General features: G+C 49.6%; 18 protein-coding genes. 4 read left to right on the forward strand and 14 right to left on the reverse strand.

Annotated features, from left to right (window positions below; genetic code table 11):
* Positions 1 to 464: 464 nt before the first annotated feature.
* The 7 genes from Q5873_RS08460 to Q5873_RS08490 form a co-directional block, all read right to left on the reverse strand.
* Positions 465 to 1,532 carry a helix-turn-helix domain-containing protein gene (locus tag Q5873_RS08460; protein WP_303060431.1) on the reverse strand — a complete coding sequence of 356 codons (1,068 nt, stop codon included), beginning with the start codon at positions 1,530 to 1,532 and terminating at the stop codon, positions 465 to 467.
* Between the two features lie 295 nt (positions 1,533 to 1,827).
* Entirely contained in the window at positions 1,828 to 1,998 is a 171-nt protein-coding gene (locus Q5873_RS08465; protein WP_303060432.1) for an aldehyde dehydrogenase family protein, read from the reverse strand.
* Positions 1,952 to 3,244 (reverse strand): aldehyde dehydrogenase family protein, encoded by a 1,293-nt coding sequence (locus tag Q5873_RS08470; RefSeq protein WP_303060433.1) that lies wholly within the window; start codon positions 3,242 to 3,244, stop codon positions 1,952 to 1,954. The genes Q5873_RS08465 and Q5873_RS08470 overlap by 47 nt, the downstream gene beginning before the upstream one ends.
* Before the next feature lie 86 nt (positions 3,245 to 3,330).
* On the reverse strand, positions 3,331 to 4,038 hold the full coding sequence (locus tag Q5873_RS08475; RefSeq protein ID WP_276788263.1) for a DUF554 domain-containing protein: 708 nt from the start codon (positions 4,036 to 4,038) through the stop codon (positions 3,331 to 3,333).
* A gap of 613 nt (positions 4,039 to 4,651) precedes the next feature.
* Positions 4,652 to 6,070: an argininosuccinate lyase gene (gene argH / locus Q5873_RS08480; protein ID WP_303060434.1), complete on the reverse strand. Its 1,419-nt coding sequence runs from the start codon at positions 6,068 to 6,070 to the stop codon at positions 4,652 to 4,654.
* The gene (locus Q5873_RS08485) at positions 6,070 to 7,296 is read right to left on the reverse strand and encodes an argininosuccinate synthase (protein WP_028254810.1); all 1,227 of its coding nucleotides are present in this window, start codon (positions 7,294 to 7,296) and stop codon (positions 6,070 to 6,072) included. Before Q5873_RS08485 ends, argH begins: the two co-directional genes overlap by 1 nt.
* A gap of 170 nt (positions 7,297 to 7,466) precedes the next feature.
* Positions 7,467 to 8,276, reverse strand: coding sequence for a class III extradiol ring-cleavage dioxygenase family protein (locus Q5873_RS08490; RefSeq protein WP_303060435.1), 810 nt, complete (start codon positions 8,274 to 8,276; stop codon positions 7,467 to 7,469).
* Between the two features lie 404 nt (positions 8,277 to 8,680).
* Here Q5873_RS08490 and Q5873_RS08495 point away from each other — a divergent pair, with 404 nt between their 5' ends.
* Positions 8,681 to 9,475 carry a transglycosylase domain-containing protein gene (locus tag Q5873_RS08495; protein WP_303060436.1) on the forward strand — a complete coding sequence of 265 codons (795 nt, stop codon included), beginning with the start codon at positions 8,681 to 8,683 and terminating at the stop codon, positions 9,473 to 9,475.
* Between the two features lie 189 nt (positions 9,476 to 9,664).
* Here Q5873_RS08495 and Q5873_RS08500 read toward each other — a convergent pair whose 3' ends face one another.
* The 7 genes from Q5873_RS08500 to Q5873_RS08530 all read right to left on the reverse strand — a co-directional run bounded on the left by Q5873_RS08500 (position 9,665) and on the right by Q5873_RS08530 (position 17,488).
* Complete coding sequence (locus tag Q5873_RS08500) at positions 9,665 to 9,925, reverse strand: HPr family phosphocarrier protein (RefSeq protein WP_303060437.1); 261 nt, start codon at positions 9,923 to 9,925, stop codon at positions 9,665 to 9,667.
* Between the two features lie 167 nt (positions 9,926 to 10,092).
* Positions 10,093 to 11,823: a phosphoenolpyruvate--protein phosphotransferase gene (gene ptsP, locus Q5873_RS08505; protein ID WP_303060438.1), complete on the reverse strand. Its 1,731-nt coding sequence runs from the start codon at positions 11,821 to 11,823 to the stop codon at positions 10,093 to 10,095.
* Positions 11,824 to 11,971: 148 nt separating this feature from the next.
* Positions 11,972 to 12,799: a diaminopimelate epimerase gene (gene dapF / locus Q5873_RS08510; protein WP_303060439.1), complete on the reverse strand. Its 828-nt coding sequence runs from the start codon at positions 12,797 to 12,799 to the stop codon at positions 11,972 to 11,974.
* Between the two features lie 570 nt (positions 12,800 to 13,369).
* A complete protein-coding gene (locus Q5873_RS08515) occupies positions 13,370 to 14,047 on the reverse strand; it encodes a hypothetical protein (RefSeq protein WP_303060440.1) in 678 nt (225 codons plus the stop codon).
* Between the two features lie 466 nt (positions 14,048 to 14,513).
* A complete protein-coding gene (gene bioA / locus Q5873_RS08520; protein ID WP_303060441.1) occupies positions 14,514 to 15,860 on the reverse strand; it encodes an adenosylmethionine--8-amino-7-oxononanoate transaminase in 1,347 nt (448 codons plus the stop codon).
* A gap of 80 nt (positions 15,861 to 15,940) precedes the next feature.
* Positions 15,941 to 16,609 (reverse strand): dethiobiotin synthase, encoded by a 669-nt coding sequence (gene bioD, locus Q5873_RS08525; protein WP_303060442.1) that lies wholly within the window; start codon positions 16,607 to 16,609, stop codon positions 15,941 to 15,943.
* Between the two features lie 288 nt (positions 16,610 to 16,897).
* On the reverse strand, positions 16,898 to 17,488 hold the full coding sequence (locus Q5873_RS08530; RefSeq protein WP_423838752.1) for a biotin transporter BioY: 591 nt from the start codon (positions 17,486 to 17,488) through the stop codon (positions 16,898 to 16,900).
* An 868-nt stretch (positions 17,489 to 18,356) separates the two neighbouring features.
* Here Q5873_RS08530 and Q5873_RS08535 point away from each other — a divergent pair.
* From Q5873_RS08535 to Q5873_RS08545, 3 genes are all read left to right on the forward strand, one after another.
* On the forward strand, positions 18,357 to 19,169 hold the full coding sequence (locus tag Q5873_RS08535; RefSeq protein WP_303060443.1) for a DeoR/GlpR family DNA-binding transcription regulator: 813 nt from the start codon (positions 18,357 to 18,359) through the stop codon (positions 19,167 to 19,169).
* Positions 19,166 to 20,089, forward strand: coding sequence for a 1-phosphofructokinase (gene pfkB, locus Q5873_RS08540; protein WP_303060444.1), 924 nt, complete (start codon positions 19,166 to 19,168; stop codon positions 20,087 to 20,089). Before Q5873_RS08535 ends, pfkB begins: the two co-directional genes overlap by 4 nt.
* Positions 20,090 to 20,171: 82 nt before the next feature.
* Positions 20,172 to 22,250, forward strand: a complete 2,079-nt coding sequence (locus Q5873_RS08545) for a PTS fructose transporter subunit IIABC (RefSeq protein WP_303060445.1) — start codon at positions 20,172 to 20,174, stop codon at positions 22,248 to 22,250.
* Positions 22,251 to 22,280: the final 30 nt, after the last annotated feature.

The following is a 22,280-nucleotide window of genomic DNA, read 5'->3' on the forward strand; positions in this document are numbered from 1 at the left end:
CGCTGCTTGCCTCTAAACAAAAAGCGACTGCCCATAGGCTTTGCAAGTCAGGTCTTTCGAATGACGTTGCTCAACCTATCGCCGCTGCTTGCCTCTAAACAAAAAGCGACTGCCCATAGGCTTTGCAAGTCAGGTCTCTCGAATGACATTGCTCAACCTATGGGCAGTCTCTTATCTTATATAAGATTAGCAATCAACAACGATAGATTTCGCGGGGAAAGGGGAAGAATCACGGCCCGTAGGGGATAAGAACTCCTTTGCGTCAGCACTCTCTCTTCTCACATATATCAAAAAATAAAAGAGGATGGTGTGGTCTATGGAGAACCCCATGCCTTCCCTCCCCCCCTCCTTGTATGATGTAATCAAAAATTGTTGATAGATGAAAGGCCTGTATAGGGCACGTAGAACGCCTTTGCGTCAGCAGGCTTCCTAGTGCCCTATACATGCCTTTCCCCTTATTAAAATTATTTTTTGATTAAATCACTCAAGTCACTGTCTACGACCTTCGACATCAATTCTTCGTAGCTGATATCGTCGGTAAGTCCTTCTTCATCCACCTTACCGTCATCGTAGTGTTGTCCTTGGCGTTCTTTCACTTCTGCCCGGAAGCCATGTTCATCAAGAACGGCTTCGTCGTACGCGTCCAGTAATTCGTTATCCGTCGTCGGTGTCGTCACCGTCGGAGCCACGCGCAACAGCTGTAAGGAAACGCCGTCCCACATAGCGCCTTCGGCACGCCGCGTTTCATCGGCGGTTACCAATACTTCCAGGAAGTCCCAGAATAATTTACTGTTCGCTTCAAAATTATCCCGCAAGTACGTTACCGTTTGTAACGCCACCCCGGTGATGGCACCCAGCGCCGCCAGATCGTCGACGAGCTGTTTTTCCTTGCCGTTTTCCAAATCGTCGCACGCCTTTTTTAAGAGCGGCATGTATTCGTCCGGCGACAACCGGCGAAGCAATGCGCCCGCTTCTTCCACGGCCATGTCCGTCAGGTACGGTCGTTCACCATCATACACGGAGCGCCGTTTACCGAACACGCGATTCATCGCCGCTTCCGTGACGAGCCACGTACCCATGCTGTCGCGGCATTCCGTCGGGCGGAAGCTATGCTCATCGCCCTTGCCCGATTGGCACGCGCGAATGACCGCCGTAAGACCTACGCCCCACAGCCGCGCTGCTTCCGAATCCGTCAGCACATGGGCCAACATATCCTGCTCCGTCGCCTCTACCGTTCCCTTTAACAACGCTAAGGACACGGCATGCGATGTGCTGGACTCTTCAAAGAAACGCTTTTCATATTCGTAACGCGCTTCGTAAAATTCTCGCGCCAAGCTGTCTGCCGGCGGCACCGGTCGCTTGCCGGTAAACGCATCCGGCCCGTACCAATCCGTTACTACATCATCAATCACGACAAGCTGAATCTTGTCATATACATTAATATCTTTGTACTGAATCGCTTCGCTTACGGCCACCGCGATATCCTTGTACATTCGTTTAATTCGTTCCGTATCACAACGGTATTCACGCATACTTGTCACATCCTTTCTCACCTGGCTGCCCCAACACTACCTCCCGTTAGACAGTCGTTACTATGACTTCACCATATATTTTATATGACAAAAGGGGATATTGACAATGAAAATTATTGCATATATCCCCTATAAAATTTATCTATGTAACAACGGTTACACGGTTTGCTTCACGGACGCTACACGTTACCCTTCGCCGATAGCTTACCCGTCAGCTACATGGTATCCTTCACCGGTAGCGTACCGATCGACGCCGGTTACGCCTTACGAATAGGTACCCATGTACCGGACTCTATTAATGTCCGTTATCGAACAGGGCCTGTGGTTCCGTAAATTCCAGCAATCCGTCCCGTCCGCCTTCACGGCCGATACCACTGGATTTAAATCCGCCGAAAGGCGCTTCCACATCGCGCGGTCCGTCATTGATAAATACATTGCCCGTGCGAATGTGACGAGCCCACCGCAATGGCTTCGTCTTTCATGCCCCACACGGCACCGCTGAGTCCGTACGGCGTATCATTGGCAATGCGCACCGCCTCTTCCACGGAATCGTAAGGGATGACGCACAGTACAGGCCCGAAGATTTCTTCGCGGGCTATGGTCATGTCGTTCGTTACATTGGTGAAAATGACGGGATCCACATAATAGCCGCAGTCCGGTGCCACCGGTTCGTCACCGTAAAGGAGCACCGCCCCTTCTTCCTTGCCCTTGGCAATATATTCGGAAATCGTCGTAAACTGCTGCTTGGATGCTACCGTGCCGATGACAGAGCTGCGATTCGTCGGATCGCCCACGGTGTATTCGCCGATGATTTCCAGCATCAACGCTTCCAACGCCGCCTTGGACTGGCGAGGAATCAACAGGCGCGACTGCGCCGTACAGGTTTGTCCGGCATTAAAGAAAATCGTGTTAAAGCACGCGCGGATGGCTGCTTCATAATCGGCACCGGGTAAAATCACGCACGGTGATTTACCGCCCAGTTCCATACTGATGCGTTTCAAGCCGCCCAAGGCCCGTTGCGAAACGGTGCGCCCCGCTGCGGTGGATCCCGTGAAGGATACCATATCAATGTGCGGATCGTCGCACATAGCATTGCCCACTTCGCCACCGCGACCGGTGACCATGTTGATCACACCGTTCGGGAACCCGGCGCGATGGAACGCTTCCACCAGCCAATACGCCGTCAGCGGTGTGTGCTGACTCGGTTTTAACACCACCGTGTTGCCCGTCAAAATGGCCGGCATTACCTTCTGCACAATCTGTCCCAACGGATAATTCCACGGGGTAATGCACGCTACCACGCCCACCGGATCGCGATACACCGTAGAGTTCGGCAATTTCTCTACCAGCGGTAAGGTCTCTGCCAATTCGATGAAGGACCGAGTTCTGGTATATTGGTAGTCCACCTGTACGGATTCGGTAAATGTCACCGGCGATCCCAATTCGCTGACGATGGTATCCACAAAGGTATCTCGCAAGCCTTCGAACTGTACCAGCATGTCCTTCATATAGCGAATGCGTTCTTCCATCGGCGTGGCTGCCCACAACGGAAAGGCCCGCTTGGCTGCTTCCGCCGCGCGTGCCACATCTTCACTGTCACCGGCCGGTACCTTGGCGATGACTTGCATGGTCGCCGGGTTTTCTACGTCAATGCGTCCCGTGCCGTGCGCGTCCACCCAAGCACCGTCAACATATAACTTCTCGTAATTCATAGCCATGCCTCCTCTTATTTCTCTTATTCGTACTCTTTAGAATTCATATATTCTTGAATTCGTATTCTCTTGCAGCGTCCCCTCTGCTATGACTGCCACATATGCAGCAAGTACAGCACGATGGGAATGTACGGAGCCACGATTAAATTGCCCACGCTGAGCTTTGTAATATGTAACAGGTTCATGGCAATCGCCAGAATAAGCAGCGCTCCGATTTCTGCCATTTCAGTAATGATGGCCGGCGTTACAATCTGCGCAATATAACCGGCCGATACGGTAATGAGCAGCTGATAGACAAATACGGAAATCCCCGCTAAGGCGCAGCTGCTTCCCTTCGTAGAGGCCAACATAAAAATAACCACAAAGTCCATACAGGATTTCACCAAGTATGTCGTGTACGTGCCTTGTGTACCGCTTTCAATGCCGCCGACAATCGACATGGCTCCGGCGCAAACGATAAGCGTGCTCACCACGAACCCGTCCGTATCGTCGCCGGTCTCTTGTTGGCCGAATAAACGGCGACCCATTCGCTGCAACCAGCGACAGGCTTCGCCCATGCGATACTCAATCTCCAGCCATTCGCCGATAAGCGCCCCGGCAGTGACGGAAATCGTAAGCACCATTAAATTCATATCCGCATTGATGCCGCCAATGCCAATATATAACAAGCACAGCGCTAACGCCGCCATCAGTCGTTCTTTGATTCGCTCCGGCAAGCCGCGCTTACAACGACTACCCAATACCCCGGCCGCCACAATGGCCAGCCCATTGATCCAAACTCCTACTAGAGTCATACTCTCTCCATTCTAGTGAGTGATCGATTGTAGTATGATCACTCTTATTCCTACTTATCGTCTTGCGTATAATCGAAAAACATATGGAGTATACGCAAAACTTCTATAGAAATTATAACATAAAAAATAGTAGTATGGTTAATAAAATATGGGTAAAAGAAAAGAGAGCGGTTACCGTGCTGGAAGTCAGGTCTTGCGAATTCCTTCTGCGCACGGTAACCGCTCTCTTTTTCACTTGTCTATTTTTATTACACTACTACTATTTTTATGTTGGGAGAGGGAGAGGAATTCCCTCTTCGCACAGGGGCGATTTCATTGTTCTCTTCTACTACTTTGCCAATGCCTGTATTGTTTATGTAGGAAGAGCGGGCCGGCGAATTCTTTCTCCGCACGGTAACCGCTCTCTTTTTCACTTGTCTATTTTTATTACACTACTATTTTTATGTTGGGAGAGGGAGAGGAATTCGTCAGACCCTCCCCCCTTCCAGCATTGCTCCCTACCGAGAATTACAAGTATCATAGAATGCAAGAAGAGCCGCATAGTTTGCGTAGAAGGAATTCGTCAGACCTGACTTCCTAGCAAACTATGCGACTCTTCACAAAACCATTCTATTTATAATTGTATCTCTCTCGCCCAGGAAGCAAGCTGCGCTTCCTCGGCACGTACTGCTTTCTTCCCGTTTTCGATCTGCCGCATCACATTCGCCGGTGCGGTGCCGCTATAATTGCTGCGCCCCGCCACACAGGCTTCGATGGTAATGGCTTCCAAAATATCGTCTTCAAAGATAGGTGAAATCGCTTTGAAATCCTCTACCGATAAGTCTGCCAGCACACAGCCCTTTTCAATGCAATGCTGCACCGCCGCACCTACAATGGCATGAGCTTCACGGAAGGGCACGCCTTTCTTCGCCAAATAATCTGCCATGTCGGTGGCATTGGAAAAATCATCTTGCAGCACAGCCCACATCCGCGCACCGTTTACTTTCATCGCCCGCAGCATAGCGGCGTTAATGGACAAGGCAAAGTGAAGGGTATCCTCCGCATCAAAGATGCCTTCCTTATCCTCCTGCATATCCTTGTTATAGGTAAGAGGCAAGCCTTTCATCGTCGTCAACAGTCCCAACAGGTGACCGTAAATCCGACCGGTCTTACCGCGCACCAATTCACACACGTCAGGATTTTTCTTCTGCGGCATAATGCTCGACCCCGTACAATGGGCATCGTCCAATTCGATGAAGCCAAATTCCGTACTGGACCAAAGAATTAATTCTTCGCTTAACCGGCTAAGGTGCATCATAACCATGGACGCCAGATGAAGAAACTCCAACACATAATCGCGATCGCTGACGGCATCCATGCTATTTTCGTATATCTTTCCGAAGTGCAACAGCTCCTGCGTATAGCTTTGATCGATGGGATACGTCGTCCCTGCCAACGCTCCCGCGCCAAGCGGCATGGTGTCCGCGTAATCGTAAATCAGCGCCAACCGTTTCGCATCGCGACCCAACATGGAAAAGTACGCCATCAGGTGATGGCTGAAAAGCACCGGCTGTGCCCGCTGCAAATGCGTATACCCCGGCATAATAACATCCTTGTTCGCTTCGGCCACTTCCAAAATGGCTTTGCGCAAATCCGTAATCAGTTCACCGATATGCACCACGGCCTTGCGCACATACATGTGAAGATCCACGGCGCATTGATCGTTACGGCTCCGTCCGGTATGAAGGCGTCCGCCGGCTTCGCCGATAGCATCGGTAAGACGCTTTTCAATATTCATATGAATGTCTTCGAGAGCTACGGAAAACTCAAACGTACCGGCTTCGATAGCCTGTTCTATTTCTGTCAGCCCGTCTACGATAGCCTTTGCATCCGCTTCGGAAATAATGCCCTGCTTGGCCAGCATCTTGGCATGTGCCTTACTGCCGGCAATGTCCTCCGCGTACATCCGCGCATCAAAGCCAATGGAGGACGTAAAGTCCTCCACCGCTTTATCGGTGCCCTTCGTAAACCGGCCACCCCATAATTTTGCCATTATAAACCTGCCTTTTCTTTCATCAACGCATTGATCGTCAGCGGCAAGCCGAAGAGGTTGATGAACCCTTCCGCATCGGCCTGATCGTATACATCGTCTTCTTCGAAGGTAACGAATTCCTGATTGTACAAGGAATACGGCGACGTTGCTCCGGCGCTGATGATGTTGCCTTTATAGAGCTTCAAGGTTACCGTGCCGGTCACCGTTTTCTGCGTGGCATCCACGAACGCCTGCAAGGCTGTCATAAGAGGTGCAAACCACATGCCGTCGTACACGAGTTCCGCGTATTTGTTAGCCACCAATTCTTTATAGTGGAAGGTGGCTCTGTCGAGGCACAGGTATTCCATTTCACGATGGGCATACATGATGATGGCTCCGCCCGGATTTTCATATACCCCACGGGACTTCATGCCTACCAACCGATTTTCTACAATATCTACGATGCCGATACCGTTGGCGGCACCGATTTCATTTAAGGTGTTAAGCAATTCCAGCGGCGTACCGGTCTTGCCGTTCACTGCTGTCGGCACCCCTTCGGTGAACGTAATCTCTACCGTCGTTGGTACGTCCGGCGCTTCTTCCGGAGATTTGCTTACCAAGTATACATCGCTTTTCGGTGCGTTTGCCGGATCTTCCAAATCGCCGCCTTCATGGGATAAGTGCCATACGTTCTGGTCCATGCTGTACGGATGCTTTTTAGTCGCCACTACGGGAATATTGTGCTTAGCCGCATAGGCCATGCAATCTTCACGGGATTTCAGTTCCCATTCACGCCATGGCGCAATGATCTTTGTATTCGGCGACAAGGCTTTGATGGATAATTCGAAACGTACCTGGTCATTGCCTTTACCGGTAGCACCGTGGGCAATCGCATCGGCTCCTTCGGCCTTAGCGATTTCCACTAATTTTTTAGCAATGAGCGGACGAGCAAAGGAGGTGCCCAATAAATATTTTCCTTCGTATACGGCACCGGCTTTTACGGTGGGCCAAATGTAATCGCTGACGAATTCTTCGCGGCAATCAACGATGTACGCCTTCACCGCACCGGAAGCGATAGCTTTCTTTTCCACCGCTGCATAGTCTTCCGGCTGTCCCAAGTTGCAGCATACGGCCACGACTTCGCAGCCATAGTTTTCTTTCAACCAAGGAATAATAACGGATGTGTCCAATCCGCCGGAATACGCTAATACGACTTTATTGACTTCACCTTTGTTTACCTTACTCATGTGTAACACCTCTGCTTATCTTTTCTCTACTGTCTGTCATCCCGTGTTCGCTAGGGGATGGTGATTTCTTATTTCGTAGTTTATTATACACAGCGTTGTATAATAATGCAAGCTTTTTTGCAAAAAAATACAGGTATTTTTTTCAATACCTGTATGCTGTGTACGGCGCACTACGGAATCGCATATTGTACAAGACCGTAACTCTGTCCCGATATAGTGCTGTAATGATGCGTTTGTACCGCTGCCTTGAGACCGCTTACCGCGCCCAAGACAAAGGCGGCAGTTCTGAATGCATATTCATCCTCGACGGGATAGCCCAGCTCATGCAATGCCTGCGGACGACAATCGGCCAACGCATTCATAAGGGCAATATTTTTATCTACGCTTACATCCTCTTGATTGACCAAGCGTGCCGGCAATAAATTGGCACTGCCTACTACGGCAACGCGCCGTCCCGATTGCTGCGCCGCCATCTGCATCAAACGACCGAAGGTGTATAATTCTTCATAGCTGAGCCGCCCCATGGTAAGGCGCACGATTTGCTTGTTGCCCAGACCTTCTTCACCTAAGAAATGGAGAGGAATCGTTGCCGTATGATGAAGGAAGTAATCATCCGTGGAAATCGTCGGCATATGATCCAAAATGCTGACCAACGGAATGCCCATGCGTTCTCCCAAGCGCAGCATGACATGATTAAAAAAATCGTCCGTTTCCATGCCCAAGGTAATCGGCACTCCGCCGGATGGCTGCAAGGCACCGCGCAATCGCGGCTGCGGACTGTACCCGATAGCATCGCGCAAGGTGTAGCGATACCGACTTAGGATAACGATGGTTTGCGGATGGCTGTCCCTAATATGTATGGCAGCTTCCTTCATAGCGGCAGTAAGCTCTTTATACGTAGCCTTCGATTTCGGTAGGTCCTCAAAATATGCCAACGGAGCCGGCCAATACGATACACTTACGATTTTACCTGCTGCCATAAAAACTCCTCCTATATATTCACGCATAGACGATACGTTCTTCGTCGTATTGTGACACTCACATATCTATATTTTTCTATAGTTTTATTGTACTGGGTCAGTCCACAAATGACAAGACACTATCTTTCACGTTGCAAATATCGCATAGGTTGGTGTCCCGGTGTTACCTTCTGCCGATACTCTGACTTTTCTTACCTGTACGGGATTGGTTCCCAATATTTCTCCGACCTGTCTTCTGCCAAATACGCTAGCATCTCTTGCCTACCGCATAATTTCTTTCGCAGATCAATTTCTTCCGCGTATTCATTTCTTTCCCATTAATTTCTTCCGTGTATCAAGTTCTTTCCTGCTCGAGAGAGGTAATTGCTATATCCTAGTTTGTCTCCCTGTGGTATGATAGATGCATGAAACTATTACTGAAAATTTTAGTGGTACTTGCCGCCTTGGCCGCCGGCCTGTATTGGTTTGCCGGTTATGAACCGGAAACGGACAAGACTGCGCAGCGTACCCCACAGACACGATTGGAACAACATATTGAAACTTCGGAAGACAGCTTGACCAGAACCGCGCGTATTCGCCGTCTCTTTGCGTTCAAAGAGGCCGTGCGCACAGCCTTGAATGCTCGCGTCCCGGCGGACCGCCGCGTAAAAGCCGATGAAATCGCCCCCATTATGAAAGAGGCCTTAGTAGCAACGGAGGATAAACGCTTTTACGATCACGGTGCCATCGACATTTTTGGCATTTCCCGCGCATTTTATATCAACATGGTCGCCGGTCACACCGTGGAAGGAGGCAGCACCATTACGCAGCAACTCGTCAAAAATCTCTTTCTGTCTTCCAAGCGCATTATGTCGCGCAAGATAGAGGAAGTGTTGCTGGCGTATTTGATGGAATATTATTACACGAAGGATCAAATTCTCACCATGTATCTTAATTCCATTTATTACGGTAATAATTATTACGGACTGGAAGCAGCTGCCGCCGGTTACTTCGGCACCACGCCGGACAAACTTTCTTTAGCACAGGCAGCGATGCTGGCCGGTCTGCCGCAGGCACCGTCCTATTATAATCCGAAAGAAAACTTTACCGCCGCCAAGGAACGGCAGCGCACCGTCCTCACACTGATGGCCGCGCAAGGGATGATTACCTCCAGAGAAGCGGACAGCGCATTCTATGAAGATGTAGGTTTAAAGAAATAAAAGAATACGCCGCCGTATTCTGCACTAAAGGTCTTCGGCTAACGCATGACTCTTTATTACAGAATACGGCGGCTATTTTTATATTCCTTCCTTCCCTCGTCTTGCCTTAACTAAAACAAGCTCATACCTTATGAAGAACGCCATGCGCTAGCTCTGGCTTCGAATAAGGTATGAGCTTGTTTATTTGTATTAATCTTTATGCGTTGTCAAAAATTCTTTAACCGCCGCCATGGCTTCGGCTTCATCCGCACCGTCAACGGTGACCACCAGTTCCGTTCCCTTCGTGGCGCCCAAGGTTAACACGGTCAAAATCGATTTGGCATCGGCCTGTTTGGCACCGTTAGCCAAGGTAATTTTCGACTGAAATTTTGCGGCCAGCCGCGTAAACAGCGTCGCCGGACGGGCATGTAGTCCCGATTCGTTCGTAATGGTTACATGTTCTTGAATCATTGTGCACACCTTCCTCTTCCTGCTCCCCGACGCTATTACCCACTAGCGTCGCTATCCACATCGGCACAGCCTCTATTGCCGTGCGCATTACTTGCTGTTGTATGACGGAGTCATACATTTTTCTCTATCTATTATACCAAACAAGTATCGCTTACGTAATGACCAATTTACAGTTCAATGCCTTTTTCGGTCATTATGCGCGTTACGTACGCCGCAATTTCCTTGGCACTTCCCAAGGTCAATGCCTTCGCCGCCATGTGGCGACACTCGTCTACGGTCACCGACCGAAGCACCGCCTTAATCATGGGAATGGCCGTGGCGCTCATGCTGAATTCATCCAGACCCAATCCCAATAAAATCATCGTCGCCATCGGATCACCGGCCATTTCTCCGCACATGCCCGTAAGCTTACCTTCCTTGTGCGATGCGTCGATAACTTGTTTAATGAGCCGCAGCACTGCCGGGTGAAGCGGTTCATACAGCTGCCCGATGCGCTCGTTCATGCGATCCACTGCCAAGGTGTATTGGCATAAATCATTGGTGCCGATGCTGAAGAAATCAACTTCCTTGGCCAAGATGTCAGCAATCATCGCCGCTGCCGGTGTTTCCACCATAATGCCTACCGGAGTGTCCTTGTTGAAAGCAACCCCTGCCGCCGCAAGCTCGTCCTTTGCTTCCTGCAACAGCGCATTGGCACGGCGCACTTCATCCAGCGAAGAAATCATAGGATACATAATGTGCACCTGACCATGCACACCGGCGCGAAGCAATGCTTTCAGCTGCGTCTTGAACATGTCCGGTTCGGACAGGCAAATGCGGATGGCCCGATACCCGAGGAAGGGATTCATTTCCTTTGGCAAGGCCAAGCATTTCAATTCTTTGTCGCCGCCGATGTCCATGGTGCGAATGATGACGGGGCGTCCGTCCATCGCTTCGGCACACGCCTTATAGGCTTCGTACTGCACCTCTTCATCCGGTAATTCGTCGCGTTCCATATATAAAAATTCCGTTCGGAACAAACCAATCCCTTCGGCACCCAGCTCCCGCGCCTTAGCCGCATCATCAGCTTTGCCGATATTGCCGAAGAGAAGCACGTCATGACCGTCCTTCGTCTTCGCCGGTAGGTTCGCCGATTCTTTCATCGTTTGCAGTACCCGGCGATACCGTGCGCCTTCTTCTTGGTACCGCGCAAATTCATCATCGCTAAGCTCCGTCAGCACAATGCCGTCCGTGCCGTTAACAACCGCCTGCTCGCCGGTGCGAAGTGTGCTGCTGTCGCCAACGCCCATAACTGCGGGAATCGCCAAGGTGCGCGCCATGATGGCGGCATGACTGGTAGGCCCGCCGCTGGCCGTTACAATGCCCTGCACTACGGTAGCATCCAAGGACGCTGTATCGGACGGAGTCAAATCATCGGCTACTAAAATAATCTGTCCCGACAAATGTGCCAAGCCGCGCGGTGTCATGCCCAATAGATTGCGAAGCAAACGATCGCCGATGTCACGAATATCGGCACCGCGTTCACGCATGTACGGATCGTCCATAGCAGAGAACATGGCCGCAAAGCTTTCAATTACGCCTTCCGTAGCTTCCGCTGCGGATTTGTGTTCGCTTTCCACCGCCTGCCGAATCGATGTCAACAGCGACGGGTCCTGCGCAATCATAATGTGTGCTTCGAAGATAGCCGCCTCCGCATCACCCATCGTGGCCGCTGCCTTAGCTTTTACCTCTGTCAGCTGGTCGATGGTGGCCTGCATGGCGTCGTCCAGTTTGTGTAATTCCCCCGCTACCGCCGCTTCCTCAATGGGAGTGCGATCAATGCAAATCTCTTCCTGCGTATATACATATACCGTGCCGGCACCGATGCCGCGGGCTCCTGAAATCCCTTGTAGTTTCATACATATCTCCCTAGTAATTTCCTCATCCCATACGTGCGTATCGCTGCGTTATGCCGGTTCCGACGAGTGCCTGCCTAATGCCTAATGCAATCCCGACACACTCGTGCCGACATGTTGTGCCACGTCCGATACGCTCGTACTGCCTATGTTATGCCAATTCCGTTTCGAATACTTCCGCTGCAGGTCCCGTCATAAATACGGTGCCGTCTTCGCTGTAGCTGATGTGCAAGGTGCCGAGATACACGGCCACATCCACTTCACGACCGGTCAATCCGTTTTCGTGCGCCATTACCGCAGAAGCGCAGCAACCGGTACCACACGCCAGCGTAGCTCCGGCGCCTCGTTCCCAAGTGCGCACCTTAATATGGCTGTCGTCTACCACTTCCACAAAGTTTACATTCGTTCCCCGCGGAAACAGCGGATGACGTTCTAGCTTCGGTCCCAACGTAGTCAGCGGCACTTTCGTCACATCGTCTACGAACACTTCCGTATGCGGTACGCCCATGAGCACGGAGCTTACTTTATATGTCACGCCGTCTACCTCCACATCATAGTTGAGCACCTTGTCCGCCTTAATGTCCATGGGAATGTCCGCTGCGTTAAAGGAAGGCTTGCCCATGTTTACCGTAACCAAAGTCACCTTGCCGTCTTCCACCGTCAGCGTCGGCTCCATGATACCGGCCAACGTTTCAATGGTAAACTTTTCTTTTGTCACAATGCCCCGTTCATACACATATTTCGCAAAGCAACGAATGCCGTTACCACACATTTCCGCTTCACTGCCATCGGCGTTGATAATGCGCATCCGCGTATCCGCCACGTTAGACGGCACCACTACGATAATGCCGTCACCGCCAATGCCCGTCTGGCGATGGCACAGGCGCTTAGCCAATTCCGCATAATCCGTATCCGCGCCGTTCGGATCCGTAAAGAAAATAAAATCGTTGCCTAATCCATGCATCTTTGTATATTTCATATTGCCTCCTTGCTGCTGTGCAGCTCTCTCACTTTTATCGTCGTCATCGACACTACCGATTAACATCGTCATCGACCGTACCGGTTAACGCTCCCCCGAGTGCCCATTGGATTTCGGGTCTCCACCGGTTCTATTCCCGTGCCGATACATGCTATTCACGGCGCCGGTTACCCTTGATCCGGTATTGGTTAGCGCTAACGCAATGTCGATTCACTCTAATCCGGTGTCAGTTAATCTCGCCCGGTATCAGTTAATCTAATCCGGTGTCGATTCACTCTATTTGTTATAAGCACCACATCATGCATTCTAAATCAGCGGAAAACCGCTTATGATGTGCTTTATTATAGCATGAAAAGAAAAAGAAGAACATATAAAGTAACAAGAGGGGGGTCCATGCCTCGGTAGTCAGGTCTTGCGAATGACATACAAAAGAAGAACAACACATCAACATCGAAAGCTCGGTCTAGCGAAGAGCGTTTCTTATGTTGATGTGTTGTTCTTTTCTTCCAAAGAGGATAGATGCAGCTTGCGTCAGTTACTTTCCTTTGTATGCTTGTATTACAAATAAAATCAATACACATGATGGGCATGGCCACCTTCAATCATATAATATACCTCATATTCAGCAGGTCCCTTTGTAGGGCGTAAACTCTTATAAAACAATAGCTGTATATAGACGCCAGGACTGACTTTTAAAACAGGTGTGTAATGATGATTGGTTGTCATACGATACGGTATAGCTGTTTCAAACATAGGGTATCGATTCTTGAGCACTGTATACATTTCTCTATATATCTTAGCCGCTGTTACTTTATCCGTAGTAATAAAGGTATTTGAAACTTGGTACACTGGTCCATTATAGAGTTGATCAATATAAACTATTTGCTTTGTAAATTTATTCCCCATTGGGTGCATTCGTTCATAATTCCATCTTGCGGTTTTTGTTGTTGCCCACGACTCCTTATAATTATCATAATACCCTACTTTCCAACCGGGTAAGTTAGAAAAATTTGTTCGAAAATCAGAATGTGGCATACCTACATATAATGTATAAAATGTTTCCGGCTGTGCTACGATGGCTTTCGCTTCTTTTAAGATCGCATCCGCTTCATCTGTAGTTGTCACACTTGTCGATGCATTAGACGCTGCCACAAAATTTTCAGTCACCATCGGTGCCATCAACAAACTGCCTGCCAACACCGCACGACATACCCATGTTGCATACCTTCCTAGACATTTACATTTCATGGTCATCTCTCCTTACCATAAACTTTCCTCTTACCGTTCACACATAATACTGACACTCATATATTGTTTCACTTTTTCTAAAAGTAGAAACTATCTATTTATGCTTATTGTAGCACCAATGAAAAGAAAAGGGGAGGTTTCTATCGCAGACATGTCATTCGCCAAATCTGACTGTCGAGATAGGAATCTCCCTCTTCTCTTTTCCCCATTTGCTAATACCCGCCACCGGTTATAACAAGAGAATCCGGCATTACTGCGCAGTGGGTATTCGTCTCTCCCCTCAGCTATTTGCCGTCCTCGGTGATTTTAATACAGCGAAAGAGGGTATCATAGCTACGCAGAGAGCATTCGTTTCCCTTCCCCCTATTTGACGCTCAACGGTTATAGCAAGAGAGTCCGGCAGTACTGCGCAGTGGGTATTCGTAAGACCTACCCACCTAGCGGTACTGCCGGACTCTCGGAACAATTAACCGATGACGGCACCAATAGCCTCTACTGTTTTAGCTATCGCTGTATCCAACGTTTCTTTATCAATAGTCAATGCCGGATTGAAATACAGCACATCTCCCAGCGGTCGAAGGAGCAATCCCCGATCGAGGGCGGCTTTATAAATCTGATAGCCCGTTCGCTGTTTACTGTCAAAGGCTTCCTTGGTTTCTCTATCCTTTACCAATTCAATAGCATTGATCAAACCGATGTGACGAATTTCACCGACATGCGGATGATTGCCCAGCGCCGCGTTTAGTTGTTCATGAAGATACGTTGCCCTTTCGGCCGCCGTATCCAGCACATGATCTTCTTCCATAATATCGAGCACGGCCAATGCTGCCGCACATCCCATCGGGTTCCCCGCATAGGTGTGGCTGTGCATGAACGCTTTGTACTCACCGTAATCTGCATAGAACGCATCGTAAATGTCTTGCGTTACGATGGTAATACTCATAGGCATATACCCGCCGGTCAATGCTTTCGATACCGTCATGATGTCCGGGCTGACCGATGTGTGATCGAAGGCAAACATTTTTCCCGTACGACCGAAGCCAGTAGCAATTTCGTCGGCAATGAGAAGTACTCCGTACGCATCGCAAAGCTTGCGCAATTTTTCCAAATACAATGGCGGATACATGCGCATACCGGCGCAGCCTTGTACCAACGGTTCCACGATGACTGCCGCCAGTTCATGACCATGCTTAGCAAAATCTTCTTCTGCTTTCTCAAAGCATTCGCACCGGCAGGTGTCGCGCTGCTGACCGTAAGGGCAGCGGTAACAATCCGGCGCCGCCGTATGTACCGTTTCCATGAGCATGGGCTTATAAATTTTGGCAAACAAATCCATACTGCCTACCGACAGGGCGCCGATGGTTTCCCCGTGATACCCTTCGGATAAACACATAAACTTTTGCCGTTCCGGATGCCCCGTCTGGTATTGATACTGAAAGGCCATCTTCAGTGCCGCTTCCACCGCACCGGATCCGTTATCGTTGAAATGAAATTTAGCCAGCCCCTTAGGTACCAATTTACTCAAACGCTGTGCCAAGGTAATCGCCGGCTTATGACTGAGATTGGCAAAGATAACATGTTCCAAGGTGTCCAACTGTTTTTTGATGGCTTCATTAATCCGCGGATTGCAATGGCCAAGCAAATTACACCACCACGAGCTGATGATGTCGATATATTCCTTGCCATCCACATCATACAACATAGAGCCCTCGCCCCGTTCGATGACAATAGGCTTTAATGTTTCGTAATCTTTCATTTGCGAACAAGGATGCCATATGTATTGTAAATCCGTATCTACCCAATTCTCTTTCATATCTCTATCACCTCAACCTAATAGGTATATGCCATAGCCGTGTTCCTTACACGATCGCATACCAACATTGTAAATTCGTTTTATTCGTACAAGCCAGCTAACATGGCCGGATCCGCCGCAAGCTCCGTATCCCCCGGAGCTACCTTTGCCAGCACCTTGCAACCGGTTAACTCTTCGATCATATACACATTGTCTTCCTGCATAGTGCCGCCGGTGTAATGATTTAAAATAATTCCCTTCACCGGAATGTGGCGCGCTTTCAAATATTCCACCGTAAGCACCACCGTATTGATCGTGCCCAAACCGGCGTCGGCTACAATCAGCGTCGGCAGGTGGAGCCAATGAATAATATCCGTTAAAAAGTAATGACCTACTTCGTCGTAGCGAATCGGACACACGATACCGCCGCTGCCTTCCAGCGTAACAAAATCGCGGGTAGCCGCTACCCGTTGATAGCCTTTGATAACCGTTTCCTTTTCTACGGGATTGCCTTCCAGCTTAGCTGCCAAATGCGGCGACACCGCTGTCTTATACAAATACGACAACAGTTCTTCATCGGACTGTCCCAGGTTCGCCGTTGCATTGACAAAGCCTGCGTCACTTTCATCCACACTGTCCGCACCACTGATGGCTGCCTTGTAATAGCCTACGTTATATCCGGCATCATGAAGACGTTTCACCAGTAACGCCGTCACATAGGTTTTGCCGATGTCCGTACCGGTGCCGGTAATAAATAATCCCTTACTCATGTCACATAACCTCTTTTCTCTGTACAGGGCAAATGCATGTTTCAAATTCCCGTACATATACACTGTAACCAGACTATATTTAATGTTATTATATATGCCGATTTTCAAAAGCCATATGTACTATATCATTAGATATATTCCTTCTATCCTTTGGATATGTCTTCTCTATCTTATGTATCTTTATCTTATGTATCTTTTCCGTTCTCTATCCTATATACCTTTTTTATTCTTTATACCTTTTCTGTTTTTTATACCGTTTCTATTCGCTGTATCTTCTTCGGCTTGTTACTACCCGCGATGACGAATGGCCGGAATGACCCGCTTACCCAGCATCGCTGCCACAACGGATAGGAAAATATCTCCCGGCACAGCCAACACGAAGCAGTACCACACAACATATTCAAAGGATACGGCTTTGCCTAAATAAAAATTGCACACCACATACAAATACGCCATGCCCAACGCATACACGACAGCCAAGTTTGCCAACGTTGCTATGAGCAGTCGTCCGAAGGTAGGTCGCCCGTCCCCTTCCGTCATGCGTCCGCTAACATAGGCGCCACCGATAAAACCTAACAAATAGCCAAAGGTAGGTTGAAAGATATAACCGGGTCCGCCACCTTCCGTAAAGATAGGCACCCCCATCAATCCCAACACAACATACACGCCCACAGCCAATGCGCCCAGGCGTTTGCCCAATAGCAAACCGGCCATGGCAGTAAATAAAAATTGTAATGTAAACGGACATACCGGCACGGGCACACGAATGAATGCACCTACGGCGATAAGCGCCACGAAAAGAGCACACACGATCATGGCGTACACCGACAATCGCTGTTGACTGCGACCGTCCAAAGCCGCCGCCTGTTTTACCTGCATAACCTATACCTCCTTATCATCCACACCTCGGATGAATACCTATACCATCCACGTCTCGGATGCGTACCTATACCTTTAAATTCTCAATTACCTTACTGCTATTAAAGCACACTGCGTCCTCATTGTCAACTTTGTTTATTTATAATGGTTTATAATGGTAACAATATCTCCCTATCTCGAAAATATAGTAAACAACTAGGATTTTAACCGATGACTCTCCTCGCTCTCTCCCTTGTCACCTTGCCTACCGAATACATTCCACCGCTGCCGCGCCTTATCATCCACATCCGATCATCATGAATTTTGCACGGCTCATTCTCAATTACATTCTATGGTTATACAATCCCGCTCTTACGCTTAAACTCAAATTTTCTCTCCTGTCCCTAACAAAATGAGAGGCTTCTATATTGCAAGCGTGTCATTCGTAAAACCTGACCGCTGAAATATGGAAGCCTCTCATTTACTATCTCCTCATTCACAAGACCTGACCTCTGAAATATGGAAGCCTCTCATGTACTCTCTCCTCATTCGTCTGACCTGACTTGCGAAGCCCATGTAAGGGGATTGTATCTTATGCGATTACTTTTGCACATTATTGATTATTTTTTCATATTTTTATTGACTTTCATAGTCGCTACTTCGTACAATCAAGATAATGAATTGCTTCCGCAGATATCGTATCAACGCGTATAGAAATTACAGTTGCAAGCCATGTGCTTGCCATCGATTTCCTACTGCATCACGCGTATCTCGAAGAAGTAATTCCATCAAATTCAATCACCGCTAGGAATATGTTCGCATACTATCTATTAACTCCATATGTTAACTATCGTATTAACTTTATGTGTTAACTATGAATTAATGCTATATGTCAATTCATATAGTAATCCCCTGCGGTGGTTCCCTCTTGTTTCAGAAAAGGAGTGGTTATGTGTTATCCGAAGAACGACACAGATTAATTGTTGAACGGTTACGAACAAAATCAACGGTAACGGTGCAGGAGTTGGTAGACTTATTCAATTCATCACCGGCTACCATCCGCCGCGACTTGAATTATCTTCACAAGTGCGGCTTAGTTCAAAAAGTTCATGGCGGTGCAGCCAGCATCAGTACCGATTTCAACACGACCGAACCGGATATGTCCGCCAAGGCATTATTATTTACCAAAGAAAAGCATGCCATCGCCGAATTGGCGGCCAACTATATTACGGACGATGATTTCGTATACATCGATGCCGGTTCTACTACCGAGGTGTTACTCCATCATTTAAAAAGTAAGATAACCACCTTTGTTACCAACGGCATCGCTCATGCCACCTTCTTGGCAGCACGTCAATACAATGTGATTCTGTTAGGCGGTCACGTAAAAAGCAACACCGGTGCCGTCGTCGGGGACACGGCATTAGAGCAGCTGGAGAAGTACAACTTTACCAAAGGATTTTTCGGCACCAACGGCATCAGCATCGGCAGTGGGTTCACCACACCGGAACCGGCCGAAGCAGCAGTTAAGCAAAAAGCGCTGGCCCGTTGTCGTCACGCCTATGTGTTGGCCGATCCGTCCAAGTTCGAAAAAGTAACACCCATTACCTTTTCATCCGTGTCCGGTGCGTCAATTATTACTACGCACCTCGTGAACCGCGTGTACCGAAAATATACTGTAGTAGAGGAAGTAGACCCATGATTTACACCCTGACCTGCAATCCTTCGTTGGATTATATAATGAAAGTCCATGACTTTTCGCCGACGGCGGTGAATCGCACGGCCGATGCTAATTTAATCGCCGGCGGCAAAGGCATTAATGTCGCTGTCATGCTCAGTCACTTCGACGTGCCGGTGACGGCCCTTGGTTTTGTGGCCGGCTTTACCGGTGATGAAATCATGCGTCAGCTCCGCCAATGGGGTTGTACCGAAGACTTCATTCGCGTAGAAGATGGCCTATCCCGCATCAATGTAAAAGTAAAAAGCGACGCTGAGTTTGAAATCAACGGCGCCGGTCCGCGCTTAAACACAACCGATGTAGACCGCTTGTTTGCGCAGCTGGATACCTTGACCGCCGATGATTACCTGGTCGTGTCCGGCAGCATTCCTGCCGGTTTGCCCGTCACATTGTACAGCGATATTTTATCTCGCCTGACACCGCGCGGCGTTCGGTGCATCGTCGATGCTACCGGTTCCTTGTTAAACGAAACGTTACCTCATCGACCGTTGTTGGTCAAACCGAATCATCATGAATTGGAGGAGCTATTGGATCGGCCGCTTCCGGATATCGCCCATCTCCTGGACGGTGCCAAAGAATTACAACAACGCGGTGCCCGTCATGTATTGATTTCCCGCGCCGGTGACGGTGCCCTGCTACTGACCGACGACGGTCGAGCCTACACGGCTAGCGCACCGCATGGTATTGTACGCAACTCCGTCGGCGCCGGTGATTCCATGGTGGCCGGTTTCCTTGCAGGCCTTCGTAACGACGGCGACATCGAGTCTGCCTTTCGTTTAGCCGTAGCCGCCGGATCCGCCTCCGCCTTTGACGATTGGTTAGCACCGAAAGATGCGGTCTGCCGCTTGCTGACACAAATAGAAATCAGCACCGTAGCCTTGTAACTCGATACCTTTTAAAATTTCTGTATAACCTCATACGCGTTGAACGATTTTACAGAAACTCATTGACAGAAAGGATTCCCCCATGCGTATTACTGATTTATTAGTACCGCAGTCCGTACTGCTCAACGGACCTGCCACCAACAAAACAGAAGCCATTCACATGTTAGCCGATCTCATGGAAGCCTCCGGTTGTTTAAGCGATAAAGACGTGTACCTCGCCGATGTGTTAGCCCGTGAAGAAGCTGGCTCTACCGGTCTCGGCGACGGCATTGCTACGCCGCACGCCAAAAGTAAAGGTGTTGCCACCGCCGGACTGGCTGCCATGGTCATTCCGGAAGGCATTGACTTCGACAGCATCGACGGCAAACCGGCACGATTGTTCTTCATGATTGCCGCACCGGAAGGCGAAGCCGATGCGCACATCGAATTGTTAAGCCGCTTGGCCATGATGGTCATCGATCCCGATTTTCGCGAAGCCTTGATTCGCGCCAAATCCGTTTACGATTTTCTGGCTCTCATCGATGCCAAAGAAGACGATCGCTTTCAACCGGCCGCAGCCAACGCGGCAGCTGCGACGGAGGAAGCCGCTAGCGATGCTACCAATGATGCCGATGAGTCCGCAGATGCTGTCGCCGGTGATGCCGGTACTGCTGATGCTACGGCTACCTCCCCGTCATCACAAACGGCTCCGTCCTCGTCATCGCAAACAACTCCGTTCTCGTCATCGCAATCGTCTCCGTCATCGGACGCTGACAAGCACTATCGCATCTTAGCCGTAACCGCTTGTCCTACCGGTATTGCCCATACATTCATGGCTGCGGAAAGCTTGGAACGCACTGCCAAAGACATGGGCATTTCCATCAAAGTAGAAAAGAACGGATCCGGCGGAGTGAAGGATCCCCTTACGGCCGAAGACATTGCCCATACGGAATGCATCATCGTGGCTGCTGACAAAAATGTACCCATGGATCGCTTTAAAGGGAAACCCCTCATTCAGGTACGCGTAGCCGCAGGCATTAACGAAGCACGTCGTCTGCTGGAAGAAGCGACCTCCGGCAAAGCAGCCGTGTACGGTGGTTCCAAGCAAGACAGCACCACCGATGACGATACCTTGCTTTCCGCCGAAGACAGTATAGGCCGTCAAATTTACAAGCATTTGATGAACGGCGTATCGCACATGCTTCCCTTTGTTATCGGCGGAGGGATTCTCATCGCCTTAGCCTTTTTATTCGATACCTTTAATCCGGCGGACCCGAGCAAGTTCGGTTCCGGAACGCCGCTGGCTGCGTTCTTCATGAAAGTGGGCGGTGCCTCCTTTAGCTTCATGCTGCCTGTGCTGGCCGGTTTCATCGCAATGAGTATTGCCGATCGTCCCGGTCTGGCTGTCGGCTTTGTCGGCGGTTACTTAGCCAATGCCGGTGGATCCGGTTTTCTCGGTGCCCTTATCGCCGGCTTTGTGGCAGGCTACCTCATCATCGGCTTGCGTCGTCTCTTCGATGCCCTGCCGCAATCGCTGGAAGGCATCAAGCCGGTTCTTCTTTATCCGGTATTGGGCGTTCTCCTCATGGGAATTGCCATTACCTTCGTTATCAACCCACCGGTAAGTGCCCTTAACAACTGGCTCATGGATACGTTAAAACACATGGATTCTACCAGCCGCATCATGTTGGGCATTATCTTTGGCGGCATGATGGCCGTTGACATGGGTGGTCCCGTAAACAAAGCCGCCTATGTTCTCGGCACCGGCTTCCTCGCTACCGGCGAATACGGCATTATGGCGTCCGTCATGGCCGGTGGTATGGTACCGCCTTTGGCCATCGCTCTTTGCACGACCTTCTTCGGCAATCGCTTCACCCCGGCGCAACGCAAATCCGGTATTACCAACTATGTAATGGGGCTGTCCTTCATCACCGAAGGCGCGATTCCTTTTGCCGCCGCCGATCCGATTCGCGTCATCCCTTCCTGCATTGTTGGTTCTGCCGTAGCCGGCGCTTTATCCATGGCGTTTAGTTGCACCTTGCGTGCACCGCACGGCGGCATTTTTGTAGTGCCCACCATCGGCAATCCGCTGATGTATCTCGTGGCAATCGCCATCGGTTCCGTTGTGACCTGTCTTTTGTTAGCAGTACTGAAAAAACCGTTGCCGCAAACCGAACGCTAATCGCACTTCCCCTTATTACAATAGTTACTA

The organism is Veillonella magna, from assembly GCF_959600285.1.
GTDB classification, from domain to species: domain Bacteria; phylum Bacillota; class Negativicutes; order Veillonellales; family Veillonellaceae; genus Veillonella_A; species Veillonella_A magna.